The organism is Acidobacteriota bacterium, from assembly GCA_040756905.1.
GTDB lineage: Bacteria > Acidobacteriota > Aminicenantia > JBFLYD01 > JBFLYD01 > JBFLYD01.
This window is the reverse complement of the sequence record JBFLYD010000056.1, coordinates 1-25,940: the sequence shown is the minus strand read 5'-3', so window position 1 is coordinate 25,940 and position 25,940 is coordinate 1. Positions and strand designations below refer to the sequence as shown.

Sequence of the window (25,940 nt, the reverse complement as noted above, 5' to 3'; positions counted from 1 at the left end):
ATGGTATTCGTTATCGCTGGAGGAAAAACAGGAGGACATATCTATCCTTCAATAATGATAGCTAAAGAAATGTTAAGAGCAAATAAAAACACAAAAATACATTTTGTCGGCGAGGGAAGAGAGTTGGAAAGGAGAATTCTGGAAAAAGAGGGCTTCTACCAGGAAAAAATTCATACTACTCCGCTAAAGGGAATGGGAATTAAATCTCTTGTTTCTACATTAATTCTACCTGTTACATTTATTGAATCGTTAAAAATTATAATTCGAGTTAAGCCGGATGGAGTACTTGGAGTCGGAGGTTATTCATCAGGGATGTTTGTTTTAACAGCTGCTTTGCTTGGTATCCCGTGTTTCATCCATGAGCAGAATTTCACACCCGGCTTTGCCAATAAATTGTTGAAATTTTCTGTTAAAAAAGCATTTCTTTCTTATCCATCTTCCAGAATCTTCTGCGGGAAAAAAGGGCTGATCACAGGCAATCCAGTAAGAAAAGAATTTTTAAATATAATAAAAAAGAAGAGAAATTCAGAAAGATTTTCTCTTCTTATTTTTGGAGGGAGTCAAGGTTCATCTGTTTTGAACAATAATCTTCTTAATTCTCTGGAGTTTTTAAAAGAATATTTTCAAATACTTTATTTTTATCATCAGACAGGTGAAAGGGAATTTCAAATTGTAAAAGATAAGTATGAAAAACTTGGAATTAAATCAGAGGTAAAGTCCTACTTCTGGAATATATGGGAATATTTTGAAAAAGCAGATCTATTGATAACTAGAGCAGGAGCTTCAACAATATCTGAAATAATGGGAGCAGGGAAAGCATCGATTCTTATCCCTTTTTCCAAGTCAGCTTCCCAGCATCAGGTGGAAAATGCCTTAAACATGAAAAAATCAGGAGCTGCGGATTTACTCTTTGAGGAAGAACTGAACGGCAAAAAATTAGCTGAAAAGATAATTTTTTATCTCTTAAATCCATCAGAAATAACCAGACTGGAGGAGAATTCGAAGAAAATGTTTATCGAGGGTGCAGAGAAAAGAATGGTTGATGAAATATTAAGATATATAAAGAGATATAAAATTGAGAATAGGAAAAATTAAAAAGGTTCATTTTGTTGGAATCGGAGGAACTGGAATGTGTGGCATTGCAGAAGTACTTTTGAACTTAGGGTATAAAATCTCCGGTTCAGACCTGAAAGAGAATGAAGCGATTAAAAGGCTTAAAAGTCTTGGCGCAGATATAAAAATAGGACATAAAGAAGAAAATGTCCATGATGCAGATCTGATTGTGTTCTCCTCAGCTATTTCAGAAGCAAATTGTGAAATTCTTGAAGCCAAGAAGAGAAAAATAACGATTATTCCAAGAGCTGAGATGCTGGGCGAACTTATGAGAATGAAATACTCAATAGCCATCGCAGGTGCCCATGGGAAGACATCGACAACATCGATGATAGCTCTTATTCTCGAAAATGCCGGTCTTGACCCTACTATTATTATCGGAGGAAGGCTAAAGACCCTTGGTTCATCTGCAAAGCTGGGAAAAGGAGAGTTTATGATAGCAGAGGCTGACGAAAGCGATAGATCTTTTCTAAAATTATTTCCTTCGATTTCAGTTATAACAAATATAGATGCTGAACATTTAGATCAATATAAGGATATTGAAGATATAGAAAAAACATTTATTGAATTTGCAAATAGAATCCCATTTTTTGGCTCTGTAATTGTCTGTCTTGATGATTTTCATACTCAAAACATAATACCAGAACTTGAGAGAAAAGTTATAACTTATGGCATGAGTTCCCAATCCGATGTCTTTGCAACAAAAATATCTTTCAATAAATTCAATTCTGATTATGTCGTTTGTTTTGGAGGAAAGGAAGTCGAAGAGATAAACCTTCAGGTTCCAGGATATCACAGCATATACAATTCCCTTGCGGCGATATGCGTGGCTATGGAACTTGAAATTTCTCTTTCCGTGATAAAAGATTCGTTGAGAAATTTTCCAGGAGCAGACAGAAGATTTCAATTAAAAGGGATGATTGATGATATTACTGTGATAGATGATTATGCTCATCATCCTACTGAAATAAGAGTCACTCTTGATGCTCTGAAAAAAGGGTGGGGAAATAGAGTGATTGCAGTATTTCAGCCCCATAGATACACAAGGCTTCAGAAATTGATGGATGATTTTCCACGCTCATTTTATCAAGCCGACGAGGTAATAATTACATCTATTTATCCTGCAGGAGAAAACTCAATAGAAGGTGTAAGCTCTCAAGTTCTTTATGAAAAATTTCAGAAATACGGAGTCAAAAATGTTCATTTAATTGAAGACATGGAAGAAATTCCAAATATGCTGAAATTAATAGCAAAACCTGGAGATATAGTTATTACCCTTGGAGCAGGAAATATAAATATAGTTGCAGAAAAGTTCATGGAATTTCTCGAGAAAGGAAAATGATTATTAAAGAGAGAAATTTTTTAAATGGAAATCCGGCTTTATTTAGAGATGAATTTTATTATTGGAGAAAAAAGAGAAACATTTCGGTTAGAAAGAAGAGAATATCCAGAATAATTATTACAAAGTTGTTCTTTTTATTAACGATCTCAGCAATGGCATCTTTACTTGTTTTTGGCACTCATAGTCTGTACACCCTCATAAAAGGATGGGAGAAATTGGGTGTAAAGGAAATAAGAATATACACTGATAAAGAAGACCTTATCCCAGTGGTTGAGAGTGCAATTGAAGAAATGAAAATAAAAAATATTTTATTTCTACAGTTGAATGATTTGAAGAAAAGAATCGAAAAAATGAATTGGGTAAAAGAAGCAAAAATAAGAAGAATTCTTCCTTCAACATTGGAAGTCAGCATTGTTGAAAAAGAGCCATTTTGTATTCTAAAAAAAGAAGGATATCTCCTTCTGAATAATGAAGGTGCTGTTTTAGAACAAATGGAAAATCCAGAAATATTTAATCTGCCCATCATTTCTGGAATAAAGGAAGATAACTTTTTAGATTCATTACATTTTAAAGTTAGTTTTTCTGCATTGGTTGAAATTTCAAAGGAAAAAGACATATTCAAAAAAATCGTATACATTGATGCGACAAACCCGAATAATCTCTGCATAAGATTAAAAGACTTGAAAACTCTCCTGTATGCAGGAACAGAAAATTATGTTTCTAAAATTAAGCTTTTCTATGAAATTGAAAAAGGACTGGTAACAAATTTTGGCGAATTAGAATTTGTGGATTTACAGATAATAGGCCGAATTTATATTAAGAAAAAAGGATGAAAAGGAGGTGATGAAGGTTGGCTAAGAAAGATGATTGCATAGTAGGACTTGATGTGGGTACAAAAAAGGTTTGTGCTGTTGTTGGCAAAGTGGATGAGAATAATGAAATTGAAATAGTAGGGGTAGGAACCTCAGATTCTCAGGGTCTTTACATGGGTTCAGTGGTAAATTTGCAAAAGACCCAGTCATCAATAAAAGAGGCAATAAGAAACGCTGAAATTATGTCAGCGGTTGATATAGATTCGGCATGGGTTGGAATTTCAGGTAATCATATTAGAAGTTTTAACAGCAGGGGAGTTGTAGCAATTTCTGGAAAGGATAGAGAAATTTCATATGATGATATCAATAGAGTTGTAGAGGCAGCAAAAGCCCTTTCCGTCCCTCCTGATATTGAGATAATTCAATTTCTTCCTCAGGAATTTATCGTGGATAACCAGGCAGGCATCAGAGATCCATTAGGAATGACTGGAATAAGGCTGGAAGTTAATGTTCATATAATCACAAATTTAATAACTTCCACCACTAACCTTCTGAAATGTGTTAATGAGGCAGAAATTGAAGTAAAAGGACTGGTATTGAATTCAGTCGCTTCCTCAGATGCTACTTTGACTGAGGATGAAAAAGAATTGGGAGTGGCCCTTTTGGATATTGGAGCAGGAATTACTGATTGCGCTATATTTGATAGAGGGTCCCTTTGGCATACATTTGTTCTTCCGGTAGGAGGAAATCATTTTACGAATGATATTGCAATTGGTTTGAGGACTCCAATTCCTGAGGCTGAAAAGATAAAGAGAAGATGGGGATGTCCTATCGCAATCTCAGAGGAAGACGAGAGTATAGAAATTCCAAAAGTCGGTGGAGGTAAACCAAGAGTTCTTTCAAGAAGGATTTTATGCGATATTATTCAACCCAGGGCTGAGGAGATTTTTAAACTTGTTCTTTCTGAGATAAAAAAAATGGGGTTAGAAAAATCTTTAAATACAGGAGTTGTTATAACTGGAGGTTGTTCATTACTGGAAGGAATCATAGAAATTGCTGAAGAAGTCTTTGATCTTCCGGTAAGAAGAGGAACTCCGATAGGAGTTAAAGGGTTGTATGAATCTGTTAATTTACCTGAATTTGCAACTTCAGTAGGACTGATTCTATATGGAAATTCTATCACAAAAAGAAAAGAGATTATAAAAGCTGGAATTTTTGAGAAATTTAAGGAATTTATTGGAATAAAAAAAAATAAAAATAAATGACGATATTTGAGCAGGAGGTTAAATGAACAGAGAGGAGTCTTCAAAAGATATAAAATTTTCTTTTGTAGATGAAGAATATAGAGGTCCATTGATTAAAGTGATTGGAGTAGGAGGAGGAGGAGGAAATGCAGTAAATAATCTAATTGAGGAGGGAATTGAAGGTGTTGAATTAATTGGAATAAATACAGATTCTCAGGATTTATCGGAATGTAAAGCTCCTATTAAATATCAAATTGGGAAAAAAATAACTCGAGGGCTCGGGGCTGGTTCTGACCCCGAAATTGGCAGAAAAGCTGCAGAAGAGGATACCGATAGGTTAACCGAGCTTATAGCTGGGGCTGACCTTGTTTTTGTAACTGCATGCCTTGGTGGAGGAACTGGTTCTGGAGCAGCTCCTTACATAGCAAATCTTTCAACTCAAATGGAGATCTTAACCATATCAATTGTGATAAAACCCCTTGAGACTGAAGGGATTGAGAAAGCTAAGATAGCTGAGAAAGCTTTAAGAGAACTCAAAGAGAGTTCAGATATTCTAATCCCTATTTCAAATCAAAATCTTGTGGATGTGTGCAATGAAAAAGAAAATTTAACCGTTGAAGAAGCATTTAAACTGGCTGACGATGTGCTGATGCAAGCTGTGAATGGGATATCGGAAATAATGAGAAAGAAAGGAAGAATTAATTTAGATTTTGCAGATTTAAAAACAATAGTAAAGAAAAGAGGAATAGGTTTAATTAGCAAGGGATTCGGTTCAGGAGAGAGGAGAGTGGAATTAGCAGTTGAATCAGCTCTGAAGAATCCAATGCTTGAGGATATAACAATAAACGGAGCCAAATCTCTGTTGTTAAACATCAAGGGAGGGAAAAATCTTTCATTCCAGGAGATGAATTATGCTGCAAAATTAATTAGAGATTATGCAGATCCTAACGCATTTTTTATCTTTGGCCTTATGATAGATGAAAAACTTGAAGATGAGGTTGTCATTCTTGTTATCGCTGCTGGTTTTGACCCGGTTATGGAAGAGAGAATACTGGTTCAATCTTTGAATTTTGAAAGAACTCAACATCCATTTTTTATCCACCCTTCTGTAGTTTCTTCAACCCCCAACTATCTCACCACTCCTTCTGACCTAGCAAACATGAACACTCCATCTTATCGGAGAAAACCTAAATAGTGTGCTGTTCCGAAAGGGAAAAAAATTTAGTCTTCAAGCTTTATAAATGTTATGAATCGGATTTTAAATGATTAAATCGGATTTAGTAATTTCAAATTGTGAGCAGGTTTTAACGCTGAGGGGCAAAATCCCAAGGCGAGGAGCTGAACTGAGTGACCTTGGAATAATTGAAAAAGGGTGGATTTCCTCTTTGAATGGAAAAATAAATTTTATCGGAAAAGAAAAAGATTTTCTTAAGAATGTTAAGGAATTAAGAAATTGCACTTTTATCGATTGTAAGGGTAAAGTTTGTATGCCCGGATTTGTTGATCCCCATAATCATCTTCCTTTTGGAGGTACAAGGGAAGATGAGTTTTTGATGAGATTAAACGGTAAAAGCTACCAGGAGATTGCAGAAGCAGGTGGTGGAATAAAAAGGACAGTCACGCAGACCCGGGAGATTTCAGAAAAGAAGTTAACTGAATTATGTATAAAAAGATTAACCAGAATGCTTGAATCTGGAACTACAACATCTGAAGCAAAAAGTGGATATGGATTGAATTTTAAGGATGAGATTAAACAACTCAGGATAATAAAAAAATTAAACAATGTTCATCCCTTAGATTTAATTCCTACCTTTATGGGAGCCCATGTGATTCCAGATGAATATAAGGATAAAAGGGAAGAATATTTAAGTCTTCTTATGAATAAATTATTCCCTGAAGTGAGGGAGAGAAATCTGGCAAGATTTTTTGATGTTTTCTGTGAAGAAAATGCTTTCAATTTAAAAGAAACTGAAGAACTTATAAAAGAAGCAAAAAAGTACGGGTTTTTAATAAGGGTACATTCTGATGAGTTTTCTTCAATGGGAGCAACAGAATTGGCGATTGAAGAGGGTGCAATTTCGGTTGACCATTTAATTAATATCAAAGATGAGACTGTGGATTTACTTTCAAAAAGTAATACAACAGCGATTTTGATGCCATCAGTTTCTTTTTCTCTCAAACTTAGAAGATATGCTCCTGCAAGAAAATTAATCGACAGAGGTGCAATTGTAGCCCTTGGAACAGATTTTAACCCAGGAAGCTCGATGAACTGTTCCATGTTGTTTACGATCCAACTTGCTGTGTATGAGATGGATATGAAGATAGAAGAAGCTATTACAGCATCAACTGTAAATTCAGCTTACAGCCTTCAAGAAGAAACTGATGTGGGAAGTCTGGAGCTGAATAAAAAAATGGACCTTTTAATTCTTGATGTACCGAAATATATACATTTAGTATATCAACTTGGATTAAATCCAGTAGAAAAAGTTGTAAAAAATGGAAAATTGGTTTTCGATAGAGGTCTAGTCAAAAAAACAAATTGACCACTTGTTCCCTTCGCTCAGTGAACAATTGGTCAATATAATAAGAGGTCTCTGAGAAAGTAATTATGTATCAATAAAATAACTTTTTAGAATTTGATACTTTATATTGTGGATATATAAGAGACCTCTCAAAAAGCTCCAGATGCAAGGCGCAGTGAAGCTTTGAGTGAAGGAGTACTTCCTGTACGTTGGAGCGATAAAGTTGAGACTGCAACGCAGCAGATGGACTTTTTCAGAGGTCTCAATAAAATTTGTTGACAGGAAAAAGGGTGAGATGTATTATTTAATTTAATTTTTTAGGAGGTGTGCCTTGTTAAGGCAAATTGGGAGTAAAAAATCCTCCCAGATAATTGATGATTGGTAGCAAATTTTTTAAGGAGGTAAGGAGGTGAAAAAAGCCTTAGGTACCCATATTTTGGTAGAGATGTATGGGTGTAACCCGGGGAGTTTGAAAGATAAAAATTGGATTGAGGAGTTAATGAGAAGAGCTGCTATTGAATCAAAAGCAAAGATTGTAAAAACATTTTTTCATCAATTTAAACCATTCGGAGTATCAGGAGTTGTAGTGATTGAAGAGAGTCATTTTACGATTCATACGTGGCCGGAACACAAATTTGCAGCCATTGACTTTTTTTATTGTAGTAATGAAGTTAAGATTGAAAAAGCAGTTGATGTTCTTCAGAATGGTTTCAAGCCTGAAAATGTATCAATGGTTGAGATTAAAAGAGGAATTCTTGGCTCTGTTGAAGAGGATGAGATAAAAGAGGTAGCGGCTCATTGAGAACATGAATGAAGATGGATTATGGTATTTAGAAAAATTTACAGATAACCAGATTCATTCATTCAAGGTTAAGGAAATTATTTTCAGGGGGGAAACAGAATATCAGAAAGTTGATATTCTGAATCTTGAGATATTTAAAAAAACTCTTTTTCTTAATCAAAAAATTCAATCAGCTGAAATAGATGAATACATCTATCATGAATGCTTGGTTTTTCCGGCATTATTTTCTCATCCAGATGTAAAAGCAGCATTGATTCTTGGAGGTGGGGAAGGAGCTACTTTAAGAGAAACCCTTAAAGTTAAAACTATCGAATATGTGGATATGGTTGACATAGACAGGGAACTTGTAAATCTTTGTAAAAAATACTTACCTGAATGGTCAGATGGAGCTTTTGATAATCCAAAGGCTAAAATTTATTATGAAGATGGGAAAAAATTTTTAGAGAATTCAAAAAAGAAATATGATCTAATTATTTCAGATCTGTCTGAGCCCGTTCAAGAAAGCCCTTCTCTTCAATTATTCACAAGAGAAACCTTTAAGAAGATATACGATAAGCTTGAAGAGGATGGTATTTTTGTTTTACAGTCAGGTTCTGCTGACCCATTTTATTGTAAATTTTTTGCATCCATCATAAAAACTTTAAAAGAATTATTTCCTGTTATTAGGCCATACTGGACTTTCATTTCTTCTTTCAGAGTTCCATGGGGGTTTACGATTGCATCTAAAATACATGACCCATTAAAATTAAAAGAAGATGAATTAAAGGAAAGCATCGAAGAAAAATTAATAAAAAAAATAAATTTTTACAGCCATACAATTCATAAATCTTTGTTTGCCATTCCCGGTTATCTCTCTAAAGCAGTTGAAAGTACAAATATTATAACAGAGACAAGCCCTTTTATCTGGGAATTCTAGTGTCATGTCACTTAAATACCTTTCGTTATATTATTGTGACACGACACTTTCCTTATGGGAGAAAGATCTCCTTAGACGCTTCGCTGAGCACCCCCCAGACATGGGGAAGATACCTTCCCCATACCCCTTCAGCGTGCTTTATGAGAAATTGTTTGTTTATGAAGATATTTATGGGACAGCACACTAGGAAGGAAATGAAAAAAAATGTCTTTTATGAGTATCATACTAAAGAAAGTGGACTTTTTATAAAACCCTCTAAAGTTTTATATTCAAAAAAATCAAAATTTCAGAAAATTGAAATAATTGAAACAAAAAACCTGGGTAAGATTTTACTCTTGGATGGACTGATTATGACCACTGAGAGAGATGAGCATTTTTATCATGAGATGATGGTTCATCCTGCAATGGTTTCCCATCCTGAACCTGAAGAAATTCTTATAATCGGTGGTGGAGATGGTGGAGCATTGAAAGAAGTTTTGAAATATAAAGATGTGAAAAGCATAGTTATTGTCGAGATAGATAAAGATGTGATAGATACATGTAAAAAGTTCTTTTCCTCCGTATCTTTCGGTTTCAATGATTCAAAAGTCGAGATAGTGAATGAAGATGGAGCGAAGTTTATCAAAAGGAGTAAAAAATTTGATGTAATTTTTGTTGATTCTTCTGACCCAATAGGTCCAGCAAAAACACTCTATGGGGAGGATTTTTTTGGTAATTTGAAAAATTCTCTAAGGAACCTAGGTATTCTCATCTTACAGTCAGAATCTCCTGTGTACCATTTAGATTTGATTAAAAAAATGCATTCTATTTCAAGGAAAAGGTTTAAAATTGCCAAACTATATCTTTCTCCTGTACCCACATATCCTGGAGGATTATGGTCTTTTATGTTTTGTTCGGATTCAATCGAACCAGGTAGAGTTGAGAGAAAGCTCCCTGAAAATCTTAAATATTTCAATTTAGAAATTTATAATTCCTGCTTCATCCTTCCCAATTTCATGAAAGAATTAAATTGAAAAGCGATAACCTTAAACTTAAAAATAAAAAGGCTTTTGTTACAGGAAGCAGTCGTGGAATTGGAAAAGAAATTGCTTTATCTCTTGCAGAGAATGGAGCTAATGTAGGAATCCATTTTTACCAAGACTTTGAATCTGCAAAGGAGACATCAAAAAGAATAAAAGAACTTGGAAGAAATTCCTCTGTTTTTATGGCTGACCTTTTGAAAGCAGAAGAGATTGATTTGCTTGCGGAGAATGTAAAGAAAAAATTCGGAAATGTAGATATTCTTGTAAATAATTTTGGTCCTTTGGTGTTTAGGGAATGGGAGGAAATTGACTATAATGAGTGGGAAAATCTATTTCGGGCTAACCTCTTGAGTGCTGTTTTTCTTACAAAAAAATTTCTCCCTGACATGAGAAAGAATAAATGGGGGAGAATAATTAACATAGGATACAGCAGAGTCGAAAATCTTGTTGGGTTTCAGAAAATTCTTCCTTACTCAATAGCAAAAGTGGGTCTATTATTATTTACAAGATCTGTTGCCCAATCAGAGGCTCGGTATGGAATTACTTCAAACATGGTTTCTCCAGGCATCGTGGAAAGTGATTCGACTTTCAATCAGGTTCGGATTCCAGCAGGAAGAAAGGCAAGGTTTAAAGATATATCTGAAGCTGTGATATTTCTATGTTCTGATTCATCCTCATACATTACAGGAACAAACCTGATTGTTGGAGGGGGGTGGAAAGTATAAATACCGTGAACTGTAAGCTGTTACCAGTGAACTGTAACAAGTGTGCTGTCACATAAATTTTTTTACAAACAATAGATTTCTCTTAAAGCACACTGAAGAGGTATGGGGAAGGGACTTGAGGCTGTCTAAAAAGTCTGGACAGCCTCTCTTAAAAGGGGATTTAAAATACTCCCTTTATAACCTAAAAAGAAAATTAAATTCTTTATCTTTATACTCAAATTTTATCTTTGGAGATTTTGAGAGGAAATCCTCTCAAAGGAGGGGCTGTCTCCTCTTTAGACAGCCCCTTTGCTCAGAGAAGCGTCTAAGGAGATCTTTCTCCCATAGGGAAAGGTTATGACACAAATAAATAACAAAGACAATTTTGAGTGTCACAACACTAAGTGTGCTGTCGCATAAATATCTTCGTAAATAAAGAATTTCTCTTAAAGCACACTGAAGGGGATATGGGGAAGGTATCTTCCCCATGTCTGGGGGGGTGCTCAGCGGAGCGTCTAAGGGGGGCTTGCCCCCATAGGGAAAGTGTCATGTCACAATAATATAACAAAATGTATTTAAGTGACATGACACTAAAGAAGAGATTTTGGGGTTTTTTCAAGATGATAAAATAGCATCTGTTTTAAAATATTTTCAATTATTTTTAATCTCTCTTCAGAATAATTTAAATTTTTCATGTGTTCAGGGGAATTCTTTTTTATAAAATCAATAAACTGGTTGAAATCTGAATTTATTTTAAATTTCTTCATAGTAGAACACCCTGAACAATAGATTCCATCCATTTTTTGGGAAAGCCATCCTTCTTCTATCAGAGTCTTGCAATTTCTACATTTAGTGAAATTAGGAAGAAAGCCGCTTAATTTGAGAATCCATCCTTCAAAATATCTCAAAATGAGTGGCAATGGAACTTCATTTTTTAAAGCCCTGAGAATTGAAAGAAGCAGTCTAAATACAAGGTCTTCTTTTAGATGGTGAGGGATAAATCCTTCGATTACTTCGGAAATATAGGAAAGTCCTTTAATTGTATCAAAATCCTTCTGAATCTCAAAGAAGCTTTCTATTAAGTCAGCAGTTTTTAGAACGAGTAAGTCTCTGGTTTCTTTCTCGTAATAGACAATTTTTATGTAAGACATCGGTTCAAGGGAAGAACCAAATCTATTTTTAAATTTTTTCGCTCCTTTTGCTATGACCCTGATTATTCCTTTTTCTTTGGTAAAAAGTACAACAATTTTATCAAGCTCAGCAAAGTTGAAGCTTCTTAAAACGATTGCTTCAGATGATTGAATTGACACAGCTATTTAACAAGTTAAACTATTACAAGCTTTTTTACAACTTTTTCCCAATCATTTTCTTTCGAAAATTTATATCCCTTACCTCCCATTCTCTCAGCCTCATCTCTGTTTTCAGCAAAATAATCTATTTTCTCTGCGATTCTCTCAGGATCTGGCTCAACAACAAATCCATTTTCTCCATCTTCCACGATTTCAGAAGGTCCACCAGAATCAAAAGTTGTTATAACTGGTTTTCTTGATGAGAAAGCTTCTATAGTAACAAATCCAAAATCTTCAAGATATGGAGCATAAAATATTGCTCTCGATTTAGAATAATAATTTAGAAGTTCTTCCTCTGAGATTTCACCGAGTAAAAAAACTCTATTTTCAAGTTTTTTTTGCTTTATTTTATTTTTTAAATTTTCTCTTTCTTCTCCGTCTCCTGCAATGTATGCTTTGATTTCTTTATTCTTTAAGTAAGAAAAGCTTTCAATCAAAAGGTCATTTCTTTTTAAAAAATAAAGTCTTGATGCTGTAAAAATAAAATTTTCATAGGTCTCAGTTCTGTATTTTCTTTTTGGAGCTGGGGGATAGAGAACTTCAGAGTAAATGTTTCCCCATTTTCTTAGTCTGCTTTGGACAGTCTTACTCTGGGCAAAAATTTTTGTAACTTTCTTCTTGAGGAAAAAATTGTCAAACCTGTGAATCAGAAACCTTCTGAGCATTTCTTTTATTTTGTTCTTTGTTGAAAGATTCTTTTTAAACAATTCCCATAGGTCATAATATTCTCTCATCCTGTGATTGAGCCACACAACATTTGTTTTATGGCGGAGGACATAAGAGGGAAACCTGAGTGTTATAAGCTGGTCGATTTTTCTTCCTCTTCCATCCTCGGAGACGTCAGTGAGATAAGTGGCTAAATAGGCACTAATCTGTTTTCCAAAGGGATTCTGGGGCGTAAGCATTAAATCTGAATCAAATCCATGTTCTTTTAGAGCTTGGACAAGATTCTCTGCGATAACAAGATGGCCTCCCCTTACAAAAGGAACATGAGAAGTGCAGACAAGGATTCTTTTCATTAAGCTCTTTTTATTTTATTTGAAGTCTCCTCTGCTTCGGAGAATAATTTTTCCTTGAAAAGACTGAAACTCTTTGAAAGGATTAAATCTCCTCCGTATCCTCCAAGGAATGAGATCAAATAAATCATGAATTCTCTTTTTTCAGAATTTATTTTTAAATTTATGAATCCTGAATTTATAAGAAAATAAAGAACAAGTGCACTTGCTCCTCCAAGGGTCCCACGGTATAAAAAACTAAAGATCACAAATCCCCGAGAAAATCCTCTTGGAATTTGTTTTCCATTTTTTTTCGAAAGAGAGCTTATTATTCCTCCACACCATCCAAGAAGGAATATTGAGATAATATTAAAAATTGTGTCATTGAAGAATGAAGAGAATTCCACGAAGGCCCATAAAACTAAAGAAAGTATAAATATCAAAGTTCCAGTGGAATTAAATAAATGAATTGATTTCAACCTGTAGAATATATCATCATTTTTCTCATCCAAAACTTTTCTTGCAATCCTGAGAGTCCACCTTGTTTCTCTTTCAGCTTCAGGGTCTTCATTTTTGAGGTTGGATAAAAACGAAATGCTACTCTGTATTTTTTTTCCCCATTCTGTATCTTTTATCGACCTGAACCTTGCCAGCAATTCCTCACTCATTGGAAGGAGAATATTTTTTGGTGAGAAAAGAAAAAAGAGCTGTTTTGCTTTATGAAGATAATACCAGAAAAAACTGAAGTCTTTTGAGGAAAGAAAATTTCTTCTTTTATTAATTTCAGATTTTGCTTTCTCTAAAAATTCACCTGCTTCTTTTATTGATTCACTATAAAATTTTTTCTTTTCATCAGAGATCTCGGAAAGAATTTCTCTGTATAAAAACTCTGCTTCTTCAGCCTCAATTCTCAATGCCTCATAGGAAATGCCCTTCATCATTCTCTCCTTTTTTCGGATATTATCATTGAATCCCTAAATTTTCAATTTTCTACCTATTCTTTTTATTTAAAATTTTATAATGAGATTAAGAAAAATGGGACGGTTCTATTTTCAAACCTCCTATTCCATTTATTTAAAATTTTAGATAAAATTGTGTCATGAAATAATAGATTTAAAAGAATTTTTAATCAGAGTAAAATGAGGAGTTTTAAAGGCAGGTTAAACTTATTGAAGGGAGTGCACCCCTTTATATAATAAGGAACATATTTTTCATTAACAGCCGATTTGGAGACAAGATAGCTTTGAAAGTCATTTAAATTATTGCTTTTCATAACTTATAATGCCTACGCATATTAATAAATATTTATCATTATATTGAATTATAATCTTATGGTTAAGACAAAAATTAAGGTTTTCATCACATTTTGCTTGACTATCTCTGCACTATTAAATATAATTTTTCCAGAATGCGGAATAAATATAAAAATGAATGTTATACGCTATTGATGCGGGTAAAGACAATGACTTAAAAGGAGGTGTTCAAAATGGCTGAAGAAGGCAAAACGTATGTGTGTGAAGTGTGTGGGGCTGAAGTCAAAGTTATCAAGAAGCCTGTCCCCGATCCAAGATGCCCAACTCTCACATGCTGCGGAAAAGCAATGAAGGAAAAGGATTGAAAAGAAAGGGGGTGCAAAAACATGAACATTGCGGAAATCAAAGAGATCGTCAAGGAACGCTATAGCAAGTGCGCTGAGGCTGGTGGCGGGGAGGAGCCCTGTTGTCCCAGCATGGCTCCCACAGCTAAGAGCTTTGCTGCTGAACACGGACTTTACGGGCAGGAAGAACTCTCCTTCGTCCCTGAAACCGCTCTCAAACTTTCTAAAGGATGTGGTAACCCCACAGGTTTCGCTAATCTTCAACCTGGTGAGGTGGTTGTGGATTTCGGTTGTGGGGCAGGAATAGATGTCATTCTTGCTGCTCACAAGATAAAGCCCAGTGGAAAAGTGGTTGGAGTGGATTTCTCTCCCTGTATGATCATGCGTGCAAAGCAGGCCGTCGCTGACGCGGGCTTGAAAGATGCCGTTGAGCTTCTTGTTGCCGACATGGAGCAACTTGAGCTTCCCGATGGCTTTGCCGACGTGGTGATGTCCAATTGCGTCATCAACCTGTGTCAAGATAAGGAGGCTGTGTATCGAGAAGCCTTTCGCATCCTGAAACCCGGTGGGCGTCTGGCCATCTCTGATATTGTCTATACAGAAAGGGTTGATCCCCAGGTGCAGGAGCGCTTCCAATCAACCTGGGCAGGATGTGTTGGCGGAGCGATAGATGATGATAGTTACTTCGAGATAGTCCGGAAGGCCGGTTTCAGGAAGGTTGAGGTTGTGGCCCGTCATCAATTGCCTCCGAAGGAACTGGAAGCGATGGCATGTTGTCCTGGGCCTGAATTTACTCCTGCTCCTGCAAAAGAGGATCTTGATGTGGTTCAAGGGAAAGTGACAAGCATTAAATTCATAGCCATAAAGCCGTAGATTAGTTAATATAAGGTAACAATCTGCTCAAGAAGCGTATAACAAATCGCTGCACCTGACCGCTATTCTGCTGCGCTTCATAGCGGCAGGTGAGCTCGACCGTTAGACATACGAGGAAAATCACAATGGACCAGGAGGAATCTAGAATTCTGGAAGCGCTTGATATCGCGGTCACAGCCAAAGTGATCACGCTCAGAATCGATGAGCTTGTGGCTCGCGTGGAGCAGAAGTTGCGCGAAAGACCTAATGACGTGTTGGCCTGGGAGCCGATACCCCTCGACTTCTACACGTCTCCCCTGCCGGAGACAATCCGGTCCAGTTGGGTTTTCATCTTGCGGGCCAATACGATCACCGGAGCGGAGAGGCACCCCAATAGCCATCAGCGGATGGTGTCTTACCGGGGGCACGGCGATTTTCAGACCAAGACAGAGGGCGATTGGCGTTCGCACTTTCTCAAGAGTGACCAAACGTTGCCGATTGAACAGCGGTGGATCTCGATTCCCCCGAATGTATGGCACCAGGGCATAGTGCCAGGGGAGAATTGGGTTGTGGTTTCATTTCATACTGCCGCTGAACACGAGCTTATCGAAGAACGAGCGGCTACCGACACCGAGGATGCGGTTCGGCAGAGAAAGTACGCTGAGGATCGGTCTTGAGCGTGGAGAGGAAAATTCGGATGTCTAACAAACGGTTGGAGACCGGCGCTCGCTCCGCTTACGCGGCTCAACCGGGGCGTTATGTGGAAGCAAGAAAATGAAGAAAAGACCAATCATTACTGCATTTGTCACAGCTTTGGCCTTGACCTTCGTGCTACCGTTAGCGATACACTCCGAATGGGTACGCGTGGACCGAGTGATTGACGGTGATACTTTTGTTACTTCAGATGGTACGAAGGTCCGAATCAGAAACATCGATACGCCCGAAACGAAGCACCCCACCAAGGGAAAAGAGCCAGGCGGCGAGGCGGCTACGCAGATCGCTAAGTTCTTCCTTGAGGGGAACTACGTGTGGCTTGAGGGGAAAGCCAAGGATAAGTACGGCCGTCGCCTTGCAACTGTCACACTTCCAGGTGGCGGATCATATGCCGATATTGTTCGATCCCACGGGTACGACAAGAAATCCAACAGCCTCTATTCATACTCGGGCTCGTCTCGTTACTACTTAGGTGGAAGTTCCTCACAACCCAAGTCCTTAAACCCATACAGTTACCCTTCATCGGGGATGACTTGGGTCAATGGGTATTATAGGAAAGACGGAACGTGGGTCTCAGGACACTGGCGTCGCAAATCGTCTTCTTCCTCTTCGTCCTCATCATCATATACTGTACCTTCATATTCATTTGGCTCGTCAAATTTAGGAAGCGGCAAAGTGCGTGTGAGAGGCTACTATCGGAAGGACGGAACATATGTCAAACCGCACTATCGAAGCAAACCCAAGAGATGAAACCCACATAACAAGGCGCTCCAGCGGACGGGCTACCGCCCGCCGCTGAGCTTCGTAGTTAAGCGACATTGCTAAAGAAGGAGGCAAATGTGTGAAAAACCTTGAGAATGTCAGGAAATATAGAAAAGATATTTGCGAAGCCTTAGATGTTGAGTTTAAGGAAGAGGATATGAATACCGATTATTTTCTCGGTAGGTTTATGGGTCAACAAAGGGATTATCTTGATTCTTTAGGTTTGATTAATCGTGGTTTTTGCCCTTTATGTGGTGACGAGCCAATAGGTAATGAATATTACAGAGGTATGGCATTTTCAAAAGCTGTCCAATACTTGTGTAAGGATTGTTATGAGAGAACTAACCCGCACTTGACTGTCCCTGGATATACACGAAGGTATTACACTGCAAAATTTCTTATGTGGGTTGTCGGTATCGGTATTTTGATAGGAGCATTCTTATTAATTAGAGGATGTTTTCGACTTTTATTCTAAGTGGAGATGTTAAGATCTATGACTAATGAGGAACGACATTACACTTTTATCTTTAAATATGGTGGGTACATCGTCTATCTTGTGTTCTTGATAGGGTTATTTCTAAATGGAGGCGTGGCTATTTTATATTTCAAAAATGGCCAATGGCTATTCGGCATTTGGGCGCTATCTTCAATTATCCTTTTGCCTAAGGTTACTTTGGGCTTGATTCTAATATTGGGCCGTAAATCCATCGTGTTTATGAATATGCCTATGATAATATGGAAAATATTTCCGGGCACGATGCAAAAATATAGGAGTGATTCCCTAATTTCTATTTTTGGAAATCCAGTATTGAAAGGGTTTATCAAACAGATAATTTGGCTTGTTATCAGCCTTGTCCCGATTATTGCTTTTATATGCCAGAGTTGATAGGTAAAGGAACGTCGCTTAACAAGGCGCGGCACCTGACCGCTATTCCGCTGCGCTCCATAGCGGCAGGTGAGCTTGGTCGTTATGTGGCATAGCAATACGATAATTTAAGGGACTTCCGAAATGAAACAATGGCATGATCAAGATCCTACAGTTAAGTGGAGACTCGCAGCAGCTTATTTATACGCAAAGGAAAAGTTAAAGCTATCGGAAGAAGAAGCCCGTAACTTTGCACGTACAAGTGCGTTGCGTGATAGATTCTTTTTCGAGGCTTTTAGATTGCGTCACAATGTAGGTATTGAGTTAATATATTATGTGCCAGTTCTGATCCTCCTTATTTTTCTAGGCCTTGGGTTCATTATTAAAACTAATTGGTGGCTGTATAGTATTGGTTTGTTGTTTCTTGCCCTTTGGGTAAACGCGCGCAAATGGAGTTCTTTTTGGACGCCTTTCCTATACTGGTTCAAACCATTTGTTGTGAGACCGGTTATCGCTGAAGGTGATTTAGATCCCACCGATTGGCGATCTTATTATTTTTTGCCCTATCCTCATGGTAGAGCTAATCTAAAGCAACTGATAAATGCTTGTTATGAGGAGGTCCAAGAAAGTGGCATCGGATTCCTTGCCCGTTCCATTCTTTACCCTCACGCAATACTTTTAGGAGCATTCCTTATTATTTCCTACTATGCATGGTGATCATAATGAATATTGCCACATAACAAATCACTACAGCGGACGGCGTGAATGCCGCCGCTGATTTCAGGCGTTATGCGTATACAAATGGATAAAATGGTGAATACAAAAGTCCAGTTCCTTTCGCTCATAGAGATTGGAATTGTTATTCTATCCGGGTTTGTTGCGAGTTTCGCGATGAAAACCATCGGTATTAGCTTTTTTGCTTTGCCACATATTATCTTTCTGATGGTGGCAGTTTTTTTCAGAAGCATCGTTTCAAAATGGAAGCCATCTGATTACGGATTCAGTGGAAGTGTAGGTCAGCAAATCAAGCTTGGTATCCTCGTCTGGATAGTTGTCCAGACTTATTATTCTCTTCTCCACCTCTTTACGCCCATGTTCCCCCAGGCTGCGAAAATAGGCGCGACCGTTTTCAAAATCACCACTCCCAATAGTCTAACGGATGCAATCCTGTCGATAGCTTTTTTCAAAGCAGGCATCCTTGAATCGCTGAGATATTTCTCTTATGCAGAAGCCCTGTTGATGCAGGCTTTTGGTGCGCTGCTCGGTGCATTAATGACCTTTGCCTAGGGATAGGAATTTCCTTTTTTGGGTTGCATCGATTTTCTGCATTTTTTGTCTGAATTTCCCTTTTTAACACCCTCAGAGTTTATATCATGGTAAAAATGAATGTCAAATTTTTAGGAAAAAGAGAATAAATAAAAAAAGAAAGAAAAATTATAAAAAAAGATAACAAAGGTCTTATCATGTACTTGCCAACTCTCTCTTCTTCTTTCTTTGTTCTTTCTCGAACTTTTGAGTGAACATTGAAACCACTGTGTCGCCAGAGAAGAATCTCTCGCACCAGCTCCAGGTTGATAAAGCCTTCTTTAAGGGATAGTAAGAAGACCTCTCGGGAAAAGAACTGAGCTAATATGGCATCATCAAAGTGTGAAACTTTATGAAACCTGCCATCTTTATCTCGCCCTCCCTCAGTAGTGAGAAAATGAAGATGAGGATGGAAGTTTATTCTCTCTCCGAAGGTCTGGATGACTGCAATAGCTCCAGGAGTAAGCCCTTCTCCTGTTATGGCTCTGAAATATTTTAATGACCTTGCAAAAGCAAATGAAGAAAGACGCCTTGAAAGTAGACTGAAGTTTTACTCTCAGATGAGACTTTTAATCGTTGACGAGATAGGTTATGTACCAATTGACCGATATGGAGCAAACTTATTCTTTCAATTAATCTCTCAAAGATATGAGAAAGGTTCGATGATACTCACATCTAATCAGAGTTTTTCTCATTGGGGAGAGATTTTCTCAGACAATGTCATAGCCTCAGCTATTTTAGACAGATTATTACACCATAGCACAGTTATAAACATAAAAGGTGAAAGTTATAGACTCAGGGAGAAGAGAAAAGCTGGGTTTTTTAAAAAAGAATCCAATGAAGAGCATGTTTAATTTAAAAACAGGGTGGGGGAATTTTATTTTCCCATACTTGAGGAATTTTCAATTCCCCTTGACAGAGAAAAAGAAATGCTTGAGATAACCATCCCTGGAACTCCGCTTAAGCTTGATTTAAATTCCCAAACTGTCGTTATTTCCCCAAGGCGACATTTTCGCTACGAAGCAAAAAATCCCCCAGGAGCAAAATACATTATTTACGCCCATAAGATAGGGCAGAAGAAGATTAAAATTCCGAAGGACAACCGGGCTGTATTCAAAGCGGTTACAAGTTATGAGAAATATTGTCAAGAGATAAAGGATCAATGTTTCACTCTCTTTCTCAAATATACTAACGATGAAGATATGGCCGAACTCCTTACAAAAGAAGTGGAACAGAAGCTTGATCTGAGAGCTAAAAGGAATTAGGTATGAGCGAGGGCATTAGCGATAAAGATAAAAGTATCTTTTGGAAATTATTAGAGAGGTTGTTGGCTTTTCTCCTTTGCACTCCATAGAGATGTTGCCTCAAAATCAAAACATCTTTTTAGGTCGGCAAATCTATCTAAGCTTTATAACAAGAAAGAATTTCTGAAGATGAAAGGAAGATAAAAAGGGAGAGGAGATAAATGAAATGAGATGAACCCTGCCTATCCATCTGAAAATCGATCGAAAATAGTCTCAAAAACACAAGAACTAAGAATTTGAATGTGTAGTTTATATGGAGAAATTATAATTGTGCTTTTATAAACTCTGGTACTACTCAGGAAAACATCAGGAATAAATAGCTGGATAAAAACGTTAGCATTTATTATAATATGTATACGCATTTATCCAGAGGTGTGTTATGAATGGGAAGGATAAAAGAATAAGTAAAATATTTAGAGCTCATAATGGTTTTGCCAGAACAAAAGATATTCTGGAAGGTGGCATTCATCCTCGCGATATCAGAAGAATGGCAGATGAAGGGCGAATAATACGGGTCAAGAGAGGACTCTATCGCCTGATAGAAGTGCCTTTGATTTCTAATCAAGGCTTTGTTGATCTTTCCCGTGCCGATCCAGAAGGGGTTATATGTTTGCTTTCAGCACTATCTTATTTTGAACTGACCACTTTCAATCCTTCAGTTATATCAATGGCTATCCCTCGGGGATCGAGACAACCAAAAATCCAATACCCTCCTGTGGAATTTTATTATTTTTCCCCAAAGCAATTTGAAGCAGGTATTGAAGAGATAAAGATGGAAACATTTAAAGTCCGTATATATTGCCCTGAAAAAACGATATGTGATTGTTTCCGCTACCGTAATAAACTGGGACTGGATGTAGCCAAAGAAGGACTGTCGGAATATCTCAAACGCAAGGATCGGAATCTAGAAAAGCTTCTTGAATATGCAGAAATTTGCCGAGTCAAACCTCTAATACAGACTTGGCTTAATGCTATGATTTAGGAAAAAAAATGGGTGGGGAAACTAAGAATAAAGCGGCTTCAGTAAGAGCAAAACTTTTGAATTTTGCAAGAGCCGAGAAGACAGATTTTGATGCCCTTCTGTTGCGTTATTTTCAGGAAAGATTTTTATATCGCATAACGATCTCCAAATTTTCCGACAGTTTTATTTTGAAAGGAGGTCTTCTTTTAATCTGTTTAAATGTGCCAAAGTCACGTCCAACCAGAGATATAGATTTTTTAGCAGAGGGGCTAAAAAATGACTCTGCTGAACTTGAGCATATTTTTAGAGTTATCGCTGGATTGTTCTGTGATGATGGGGTTAATTTTGAACCCTCATCTATTGTATCAGAAAAGATCAAAGAAGACACAGACTATGAAGGAATACGTCTCAAGATAAACGCTACACTTGGTAATGCAAGAAAAAAATTACAATTGGACATAGGTTTTGGTGGTGTAATCTGGCCCAAGGCTAACTTAATGGAATTTCCAACTTTGCTGGAGGAAGAACCACCAAGAATAAAAGTTTATTCAATTGAAAGCATTATTTCAGAGAAATTTGAAGCTATGATCAAATTGGCTATGGCTAACAGTCGGATGAAAGATTTCTACGATATTTATACACTTTCTGTCAGTCATAATTTTCAAGGCAACATACTTAAAAAAGCAATTGAGAATACCTTTGAGAGGAGAAAAACTCCTATACCTGATGATCCATTGGTTTTTCGATTAGAATTCCACAAGAACAAAGGAAGACAACAGCAATGGATTGCTTTTCTGCGCAAGTCGAGGCTTGATAATGTAAATCGAGAATTTAATGAGATAATGAGAAAGATTACCGCATTCCTTAAACCTGTAGTAATCTCAATCAAAGATAAGACCAGAATGGATGAAGTATGGGATGCTGTGGCAGGCTACTGGAAATTGAAATAAGGAATCAATTACAAAAAAGTAAAGTTATAGTTGAAATAAAAGATTCTTAGAGGGATAAGATAATTATTTTGAAAGAATTTTATTTTTTAGTTTGAGGGGGAGTTTTTCGCAAGAATAGCGGAGGACGAGCCTTGAAAAATTATTTCTATGCTTTAAAAGAAAATCAGCAACTCTTTCAGGAAATTTTCCTCCTGCTTCTTTAAGAAGCCAGCCAACTCCTTTCTGCACCATATCTTCTTTGTCATACATCAATTTTTTTGCTAACTTGAAAGTTTCTTCTAAGTATCTTCCTTTTTTGACTGAATATATAAGCGAGACAGCAGAAGCTCTTCTTCTCCATAGATTTTCTGATTCAGCCCATCTCATCAAATCCTCTATGGTTGAGTTATAATAAAAAATTATCGGGCCAATTAGAGCCATACAGAGAGAATCACACTGAGCCCAGTTAGATATATAGTCTATCCATTTATCAAGAGATTTAAAAACATTAAGGTCAAATTTCTTTTGAAATCCTTTCAGCATATCAACAGCCACAGTGGCTTCCTCCATTATTCCCGTGGAGAATAATTTTTCAGACATTTTGAAGGCTTCTGAAAAATCATCATTCTTTTTGTAATATCTATATGATTCTTTTGCAATTTGTGCAATATCTTTTCTTTCGACTCCATAATAAAAAACATCTTCTTTAAAAAACCTTTTCATTTTTTGAGCCTTTTTCGGGTTTTCTTTCTCTTTTAGAGCTTTTCTTATTCCATTGAAAGTATGTCTACCTTCTTCTTTCATCTAATTTTATTTCTCCTGAAGTAAATCTTTCTGAGAAGGGAGGTCTGTTTCTCATCTCATCATTCCTGTTCAAAATATTCATTTATGAATACTTTTATTATTAATAAAAAATCCTAACCCATAGGCAATCTGGCCAAGAGATATGCTTTCGTCATTTGGGGAGAATTTTTCAGGTCTTATGACTTTAATCCCATTGTCTGAAAGCAATTTTATCGTTCTTTCAAGCAATATTCGGTTTAGAAAAACACCGCCTCCCAATAAAACTTTTTTGATTTTCTCTTGGTTCACTGCGATTTTTGAAATCTCTAAAACAGTTTTTGCTAAAGTGTTGTGAAATTTTGATGCAATTCGGGCTGCGTTTATTTTATTTAAATCTGAAATTATTCCCTGGATAGTTTTTTTAAAAGAAATTGAAATTGCTTTTCTTTTTATTATTTCAAAGTCATAACTTTCAAAAAAATTATTTTCCACGATGGACTCCATTCTCATGGGTGCTTCTGCTTCATAATCAGTTGTTTCTGGTGATGTTCCTATAAGGAAAGAAACTGCATCGAATAATCTTCCAGCACTTGATGTAAGAGGAGAATAAATTTCTTTTTTTAATATTTCAAGGACTGATTTAATTTTTGAATCTTCAATGTATCTAAAGGATTCGATAGCTTTTATAAAATCTAAATTTAGATTTTTATCAGGACTGTTATGAAATAGATAACTCAGTGCCATCCGCCATGGCTCTTTTGTTGCCTTATCTCCACCTGGCTGCGGGACGTATTCAAAATGGGCAAATCTATTAAAGTTTCGATAATCACAGATGAGGAATTCACCTCCCCAGATTCTGTTGTCGGTTCCGAATCCCACGCCATCAAGAGCTACTCCCAGTATTTTTTCATCTGGAGAGATTTGATTTTCTACCATCGTTGCAAGGATATGGGCAAAATGATGTTGAACTTTTAAGTGCCTTATTCCCATCTTTTCTGCGTAGTTCGTTGTGAAAAAATCAGGGTGAAGGTCTGTGATTACAACTTCTGGATTTACCTCAAATAATTTCTTTATATGATTAAGAGCTTCTCTTAAATATTTCTGATTTCTCCAATCCTTTAAATCTCCCAGATACTGGGATGGGATTATATATCCATTTTTATAAAAAGATATCGTATTTTTCAGCTCCCCTCCGAGAGCAATTAAGTGTTTTTCAATTTTCAATTCTTCAGGGACTTCAAGAGGTTCAGAAACATAACCCCTTGCTCTTCTTAAGAAAAGTGGCTTACCATTTGATATTTTTAAAACTGAATCATCCACTCTCATATGAATTGGACGATTGTGAGTTAGCACAAAGTCTGAAATTTCATAGAGCTCTTTTTCTTTATCATCTTTTATGATAGGACTTTCAGCAAAATTGGATGAGGTTGCAATTAACAGGTCTAAATTGTTGATCAGGAGATGATGAAGAGGGGTATACGGTAGCATGATGCCAAGTTCGTCAAGAAAAGGAGCAATTTTTTCAATGTCTCTTTTCTTTTTTAAAAGAACTATCGGTCTTCTCGGAGAGAGAAGAAATTTTTCTTCTTCAGGAGAGACATAGCAGTATTTTTTTATCGTGTATATATCCTTTGCCATCAATGCAAAGGGCTTTCTTTCTCTTTTTTTAAATCGTCTCATTCTATTAGTTGTTTCAAGATTAAAAGGGTTTGAAAAAAGATGAAAACCTCCAAGGCCTTTTACAGCTAAAATAAACCCTTCCCTTAAAAATTGTTGAGCTTTAAAGATTGAGGAATCTTTTTCATAAAGAATCGAGCGATCTTTTGAATTGATAAGGGAAACATGAGGACCACATTCATCACAGGCAACTGGTTGGGCATGGAACCTTCTGTCTTCAGGAGATGAATATTCTTTGCTACATTTTTCGCATAACTTAAAGTTCTCCATTGTTGTCTTTGACCTGTCATAGGGAAGTTTTTTTATAATAGTGTATCGAGGTCCACAATTTGTGCAATTTATAAAGGGATACCTGTAACGCCTGTCATCGGGATTAAACAATTCTCTGAGACAATCTTCGCATACAGAAATATCCGGTGATATAAAAACAAAAGATTCTTCTTCCTTAGAAGGAAGGATGGTGAAATCATCAAAATGTTTTATGTTTTCATTGTATATTTTTATTGATTTTATTTCCGCTAAAGGAGGCTTTTCGTTTTCAAGGGCAGAAAGAAAATCATTGAAATCTTTATAATTTTTATTTTCTCTTTCTAAAAATATTTCTACTCCTTTACCAAAATTCTTTACCCATCCATGATATCCAAATCTTTTCGCGATTCTGAATATGAAAGGTCTGAATCCAACTCCCTGCACAACTCCAAATACTCTGATTCTCAGAGCCTTTTTTTCGACACTATAATTCATTTGAAATTTTTTTCATCGATTAACGAAATTTTGTCAACCCTTCTTTCGTGTCTCCCACCTAAAAAAGGCGTTTTAAGCCAGATATCAACAATTTTTAATGCTTTCTCCTCATCAACAACTCTTCCACCAATTGTCAAAACATTTGAATCATTGTGTTCTCTGCTCATTTTTGCAGTAAATTCATCATGGCATAATGCTGCTTTAACTCCCTTGAATTTATTGGCAACAATGCTCATTCCGATTCCGGTCCCGCATATTAGAATTCCTCTGCTAAAATTACCAGTTGAGACACTCTTGGCCACAAATTCTCCAAAATCAACATAATCAACTGGTTGTTCATCATGGGTTCCGAAGTCATAGAATTTATAGTTGTGGTTTTGTAGATATTTTTTTATGGCTTCTTTTATTCTATACCCTGCATGATCCGAACCAACTGCTATTTTCATTTAAACATTTATTATCATTATATCTTCCTTTTATGTCAACAGCTCAAAAGGAATATGTCAACTAAAAATTAAAAATGGACTATTATTCAATGATTTAAAGTTTAAAAGTGGACTTTTTGGACACGCTATGATTTAAACCTTCTTTCGATAAAGGAGGTTTAAATTATGGCTAAGCAACTT

The 25,940-nt window shown here is 36.5% G+C and carries 29 protein-coding genes; 22 read left to right on the top strand and 7 right to left on the bottom strand.

All coding sequences use genetic code 11. From position 1 onward, the window contains the following. The 10 genes from AB1410_09620 to AB1410_09575 all read left to right on the top strand — a co-directional run bounded on the left by AB1410_09620 (nt 1) and on the right by AB1410_09575 (nt 10,498). A complete protein-coding gene (locus AB1410_09620) occupies nt 1-1,095 on the top strand; it encodes a UDP-N-acetylglucosamine--N-acetylmuramyl-(pentapeptide) pyrophosphoryl-undecaprenol N-acetylglucosamine transferase (GenBank protein ID MEW6456953.1) in 1,095 nt (364 codons plus the stop codon). Next, the gene (gene murC, locus AB1410_09615) at nt 1,082-2,455 is read left to right on the top strand and encodes a UDP-N-acetylmuramate--L-alanine ligase (protein ID MEW6456952.1); all 1,374 of its coding nucleotides are present in this window, start codon (nt 1,082-1,084) and stop codon (nt 2,453-2,455) included. Before AB1410_09620 ends, murC begins: the two co-directional genes overlap by 14 nt. Further along, nucleotides 2,452-3,288: an FtsQ-type POTRA domain-containing protein gene (locus AB1410_09610; GenBank protein ID MEW6456951.1), complete on the top strand. Its 837-nt coding sequence runs from the start codon at nt 2,452-2,454 to the stop codon at nt 3,286-3,288. Before murC ends, AB1410_09610 begins: the two co-directional genes overlap by 4 nt. Before the next feature lie 17 nt (nt 3,289-3,305). Next, a complete protein-coding gene (gene ftsA, locus AB1410_09605; protein ID MEW6456950.1) occupies nt 3,306-4,532 on the top strand; it encodes a cell division protein FtsA in 1,227 nt (408 codons plus the stop codon). 22 nt (nt 4,533-4,554) lie between these two features. After that, on the top strand, nt 4,555-5,706 hold the full coding sequence (ftsZ, locus tag AB1410_09600; protein MEW6456949.1) for a cell division protein FtsZ: 1,152 nt from the start codon (nt 4,555-4,557) through the stop codon (nt 5,704-5,706). Between the two features lie 67 nt (nt 5,707-5,773). Beyond that, the gene (gene hutI, locus AB1410_09595) at nt 5,774-7,054 is read left to right on the top strand and encodes an imidazolonepropionase (GenBank protein ID MEW6456948.1); all 1,281 of its coding nucleotides are present in this window, start codon (nt 5,774-5,776) and stop codon (nt 7,052-7,054) included. A 388-nt stretch (nt 7,055-7,442) separates the two neighbouring features. Further along, on the top strand, nt 7,443-7,835 hold the full coding sequence (speD, locus tag AB1410_09590) for an adenosylmethionine decarboxylase (protein MEW6456947.1): 393 nt from the start codon (nt 7,443-7,445) through the stop codon (nt 7,833-7,835). Nucleotides 7,836-7,839: 4 nt separating this feature from the next. After that, nucleotides 7,840-8,751, top strand: a complete 912-nt coding sequence (locus AB1410_09585) for a spermidine synthase (GenBank protein MEW6456946.1) — start codon at nt 7,840-7,842, stop codon at nt 8,749-8,751. Between the two features lie 194 nt (nt 8,752-8,945). After that, nucleotides 8,946-9,764, top strand: a complete 819-nt coding sequence (speE, locus tag AB1410_09580; GenBank protein MEW6456945.1) for a polyamine aminopropyltransferase — start codon at nt 8,946-8,948, stop codon at nt 9,762-9,764. Next, the gene (locus AB1410_09575; protein ID MEW6456944.1) at nt 9,761-10,498 is read left to right on the top strand and encodes an SDR family oxidoreductase; all 738 of its coding nucleotides are present in this window, start codon (nt 9,761-9,763) and stop codon (nt 10,496-10,498) included. Before speE ends, AB1410_09575 begins: the two co-directional genes overlap by 4 nt. A 569-nt stretch (nt 10,499-11,067) precedes the next feature. Here the strand turns inward: AB1410_09575 and recO are convergent. The 3 genes from recO to AB1410_09560 are packed head-to-tail and all read right to left on the bottom strand — an operon-like array spanning nt 11,068 to nt 13,762. After that, nucleotides 11,068-11,787, bottom strand: coding sequence for a DNA repair protein RecO (recO, locus tag AB1410_09570; protein MEW6456943.1), 720 nt, complete (start codon nt 11,785-11,787; stop codon nt 11,068-11,070). A 14-nt stretch (nt 11,788-11,801) separates the two neighbouring features. Further along, nucleotides 11,802-12,845 (bottom strand): glycosyltransferase family 4 protein, encoded by a 1,044-nt coding sequence (locus AB1410_09565; GenBank protein MEW6456942.1) that lies wholly within the window; start codon nt 12,843-12,845, stop codon nt 11,802-11,804. Next, nucleotides 12,845-13,762 (bottom strand): hypothetical protein, encoded by a 918-nt coding sequence (locus AB1410_09560; GenBank protein ID MEW6456941.1) that lies wholly within the window; start codon nt 13,760-13,762, stop codon nt 12,845-12,847. The genes AB1410_09565 and AB1410_09560 overlap by 1 nt, the downstream gene beginning before the upstream one ends. Nucleotides 13,763-14,307: 545 nt before the next feature. On the opposite strand from AB1410_09560, the gene AB1410_09555 reads away from it, so the two are divergent. The 8 genes from AB1410_09555 (at nt 14,308) to AB1410_09520 (ending at nt 18,898) form a co-directional block, all read left to right on the top strand. Next, nucleotides 14,308-14,439 (top strand): desulforedoxin, encoded by a 132-nt coding sequence (locus AB1410_09555; GenBank protein MEW6456940.1) that lies wholly within the window; start codon nt 14,308-14,310, stop codon nt 14,437-14,439. Nucleotides 14,440-14,460: 21 nt separating this feature from the next. Further along, on the top strand, nt 14,461-15,291 hold the full coding sequence (locus AB1410_09550) for a methyltransferase domain-containing protein (GenBank protein MEW6456939.1): 831 nt from the start codon (nt 14,461-14,463) through the stop codon (nt 15,289-15,291). A 125-nt stretch (nt 15,292-15,416) separates the two neighbouring features. Beyond that, entirely contained in the window at nt 15,417-15,947 is a 531-nt protein-coding gene (locus tag AB1410_09545; GenBank protein MEW6456938.1) for a hypothetical protein, read from the top strand. Nucleotides 15,948-16,044: 97 nt separating this feature from the next. Next, nucleotides 16,045-16,734 (top strand): thermonuclease family protein, encoded by a 690-nt coding sequence (locus AB1410_09540; GenBank protein MEW6456937.1) that lies wholly within the window; start codon nt 16,045-16,047, stop codon nt 16,732-16,734. Between the two features lie 91 nt (nt 16,735-16,825). Next, nucleotides 16,826-17,221: a hypothetical protein gene (locus AB1410_09535; protein MEW6456936.1), complete on the top strand. Its 396-nt coding sequence runs from the start codon at nt 16,826-16,828 to the stop codon at nt 17,219-17,221. 18 nt (nt 17,222-17,239) lie between these two features. Then, nucleotides 17,240-17,632, top strand: a complete 393-nt coding sequence (locus AB1410_09530; protein MEW6456935.1) for a hypothetical protein — start codon at nt 17,240-17,242, stop codon at nt 17,630-17,632. 123 nt (nt 17,633-17,755) lie between these two features. Beyond that, nucleotides 17,756-18,328 (top strand): hypothetical protein, encoded by a 573-nt coding sequence (locus AB1410_09525; protein MEW6456934.1) that lies wholly within the window; start codon nt 17,756-17,758, stop codon nt 18,326-18,328. A gap of 48 nt (nt 18,329-18,376) precedes the next feature. After that, nucleotides 18,377-18,898 (top strand): hypothetical protein, encoded by a 522-nt coding sequence (locus tag AB1410_09520; protein MEW6456933.1) that lies wholly within the window; start codon nt 18,377-18,379, stop codon nt 18,896-18,898. Nucleotides 18,899-18,977: 79 nt separating this feature from the next. Here AB1410_09520 and AB1410_09515 read toward each other — a convergent pair whose 3' ends face one another. After that, complete coding sequence (locus AB1410_09515) at nt 18,978-19,337, bottom strand: transposase (protein MEW6456932.1); 360 nt, start codon at nt 19,335-19,337, stop codon at nt 18,978-18,980. Nucleotides 19,338-19,356: 19 nt separating this feature from the next. Between AB1410_09515 and AB1410_09510 the strand changes: the two genes are divergently transcribed. The 4 genes from AB1410_09510 (at nt 19,357) to AB1410_09495 (ending at nt 22,131) form a co-directional block, all read left to right on the top strand. Further along, nucleotides 19,357-19,770 (top strand): ATP-binding protein, encoded by a 414-nt coding sequence (locus AB1410_09510; protein ID MEW6456931.1) that lies wholly within the window; start codon nt 19,357-19,359, stop codon nt 19,768-19,770. A gap of 12 nt (nt 19,771-19,782) precedes the next feature. Continuing rightward, nucleotides 19,783-20,181 carry a hypothetical protein gene (locus AB1410_09505; protein MEW6456930.1) on the top strand — a complete coding sequence of 133 codons (399 nt, stop codon included), beginning with the start codon at nt 19,783-19,785 and terminating at the stop codon, nt 20,179-20,181. 418 nt (nt 20,182-20,599) lie between these two features. Next, nucleotides 20,600-21,202: a type IV toxin-antitoxin system AbiEi family antitoxin domain-containing protein gene (locus AB1410_09500; protein MEW6456929.1), complete on the top strand. Its 603-nt coding sequence runs from the start codon at nt 20,600-20,602 to the stop codon at nt 21,200-21,202. Nucleotides 21,203-21,210: 8 nt separating this feature from the next. Next, nucleotides 21,211-22,131, top strand: a complete 921-nt coding sequence (locus AB1410_09495; protein MEW6456928.1) for a nucleotidyl transferase AbiEii/AbiGii toxin family protein — start codon at nt 21,211-21,213, stop codon at nt 22,129-22,131. A 63-nt stretch (nt 22,132-22,194) separates the two neighbouring features. Here AB1410_09495 and AB1410_09490 read toward each other — a convergent pair whose 3' ends face one another. From AB1410_09490 to rpiB, 3 genes are all read right to left on the bottom strand, one after another. Further along, nucleotides 22,195-22,914, bottom strand: a complete 720-nt coding sequence (locus AB1410_09490; GenBank protein MEW6456927.1) for a DNA alkylation repair protein — start codon at nt 22,912-22,914, stop codon at nt 22,195-22,197. Nucleotides 22,915-22,992: 78 nt separating this feature from the next. Beyond that, nucleotides 22,993-25,314 (bottom strand): carbamoyltransferase HypF, encoded by a 2,322-nt coding sequence (gene hypF, locus AB1410_09485; protein MEW6456926.1) that lies wholly within the window; start codon nt 25,312-25,314, stop codon nt 22,993-22,995. Further along, nucleotides 25,311-25,760 (bottom strand): ribose 5-phosphate isomerase B, encoded by a 450-nt coding sequence (rpiB, locus tag AB1410_09480; GenBank protein MEW6456925.1) that lies wholly within the window; start codon nt 25,758-25,760, stop codon nt 25,311-25,313. Before rpiB ends, hypF begins: the two co-directional genes overlap by 4 nt. Nucleotides 25,761-25,940: the final 180 nt, after the last annotated feature.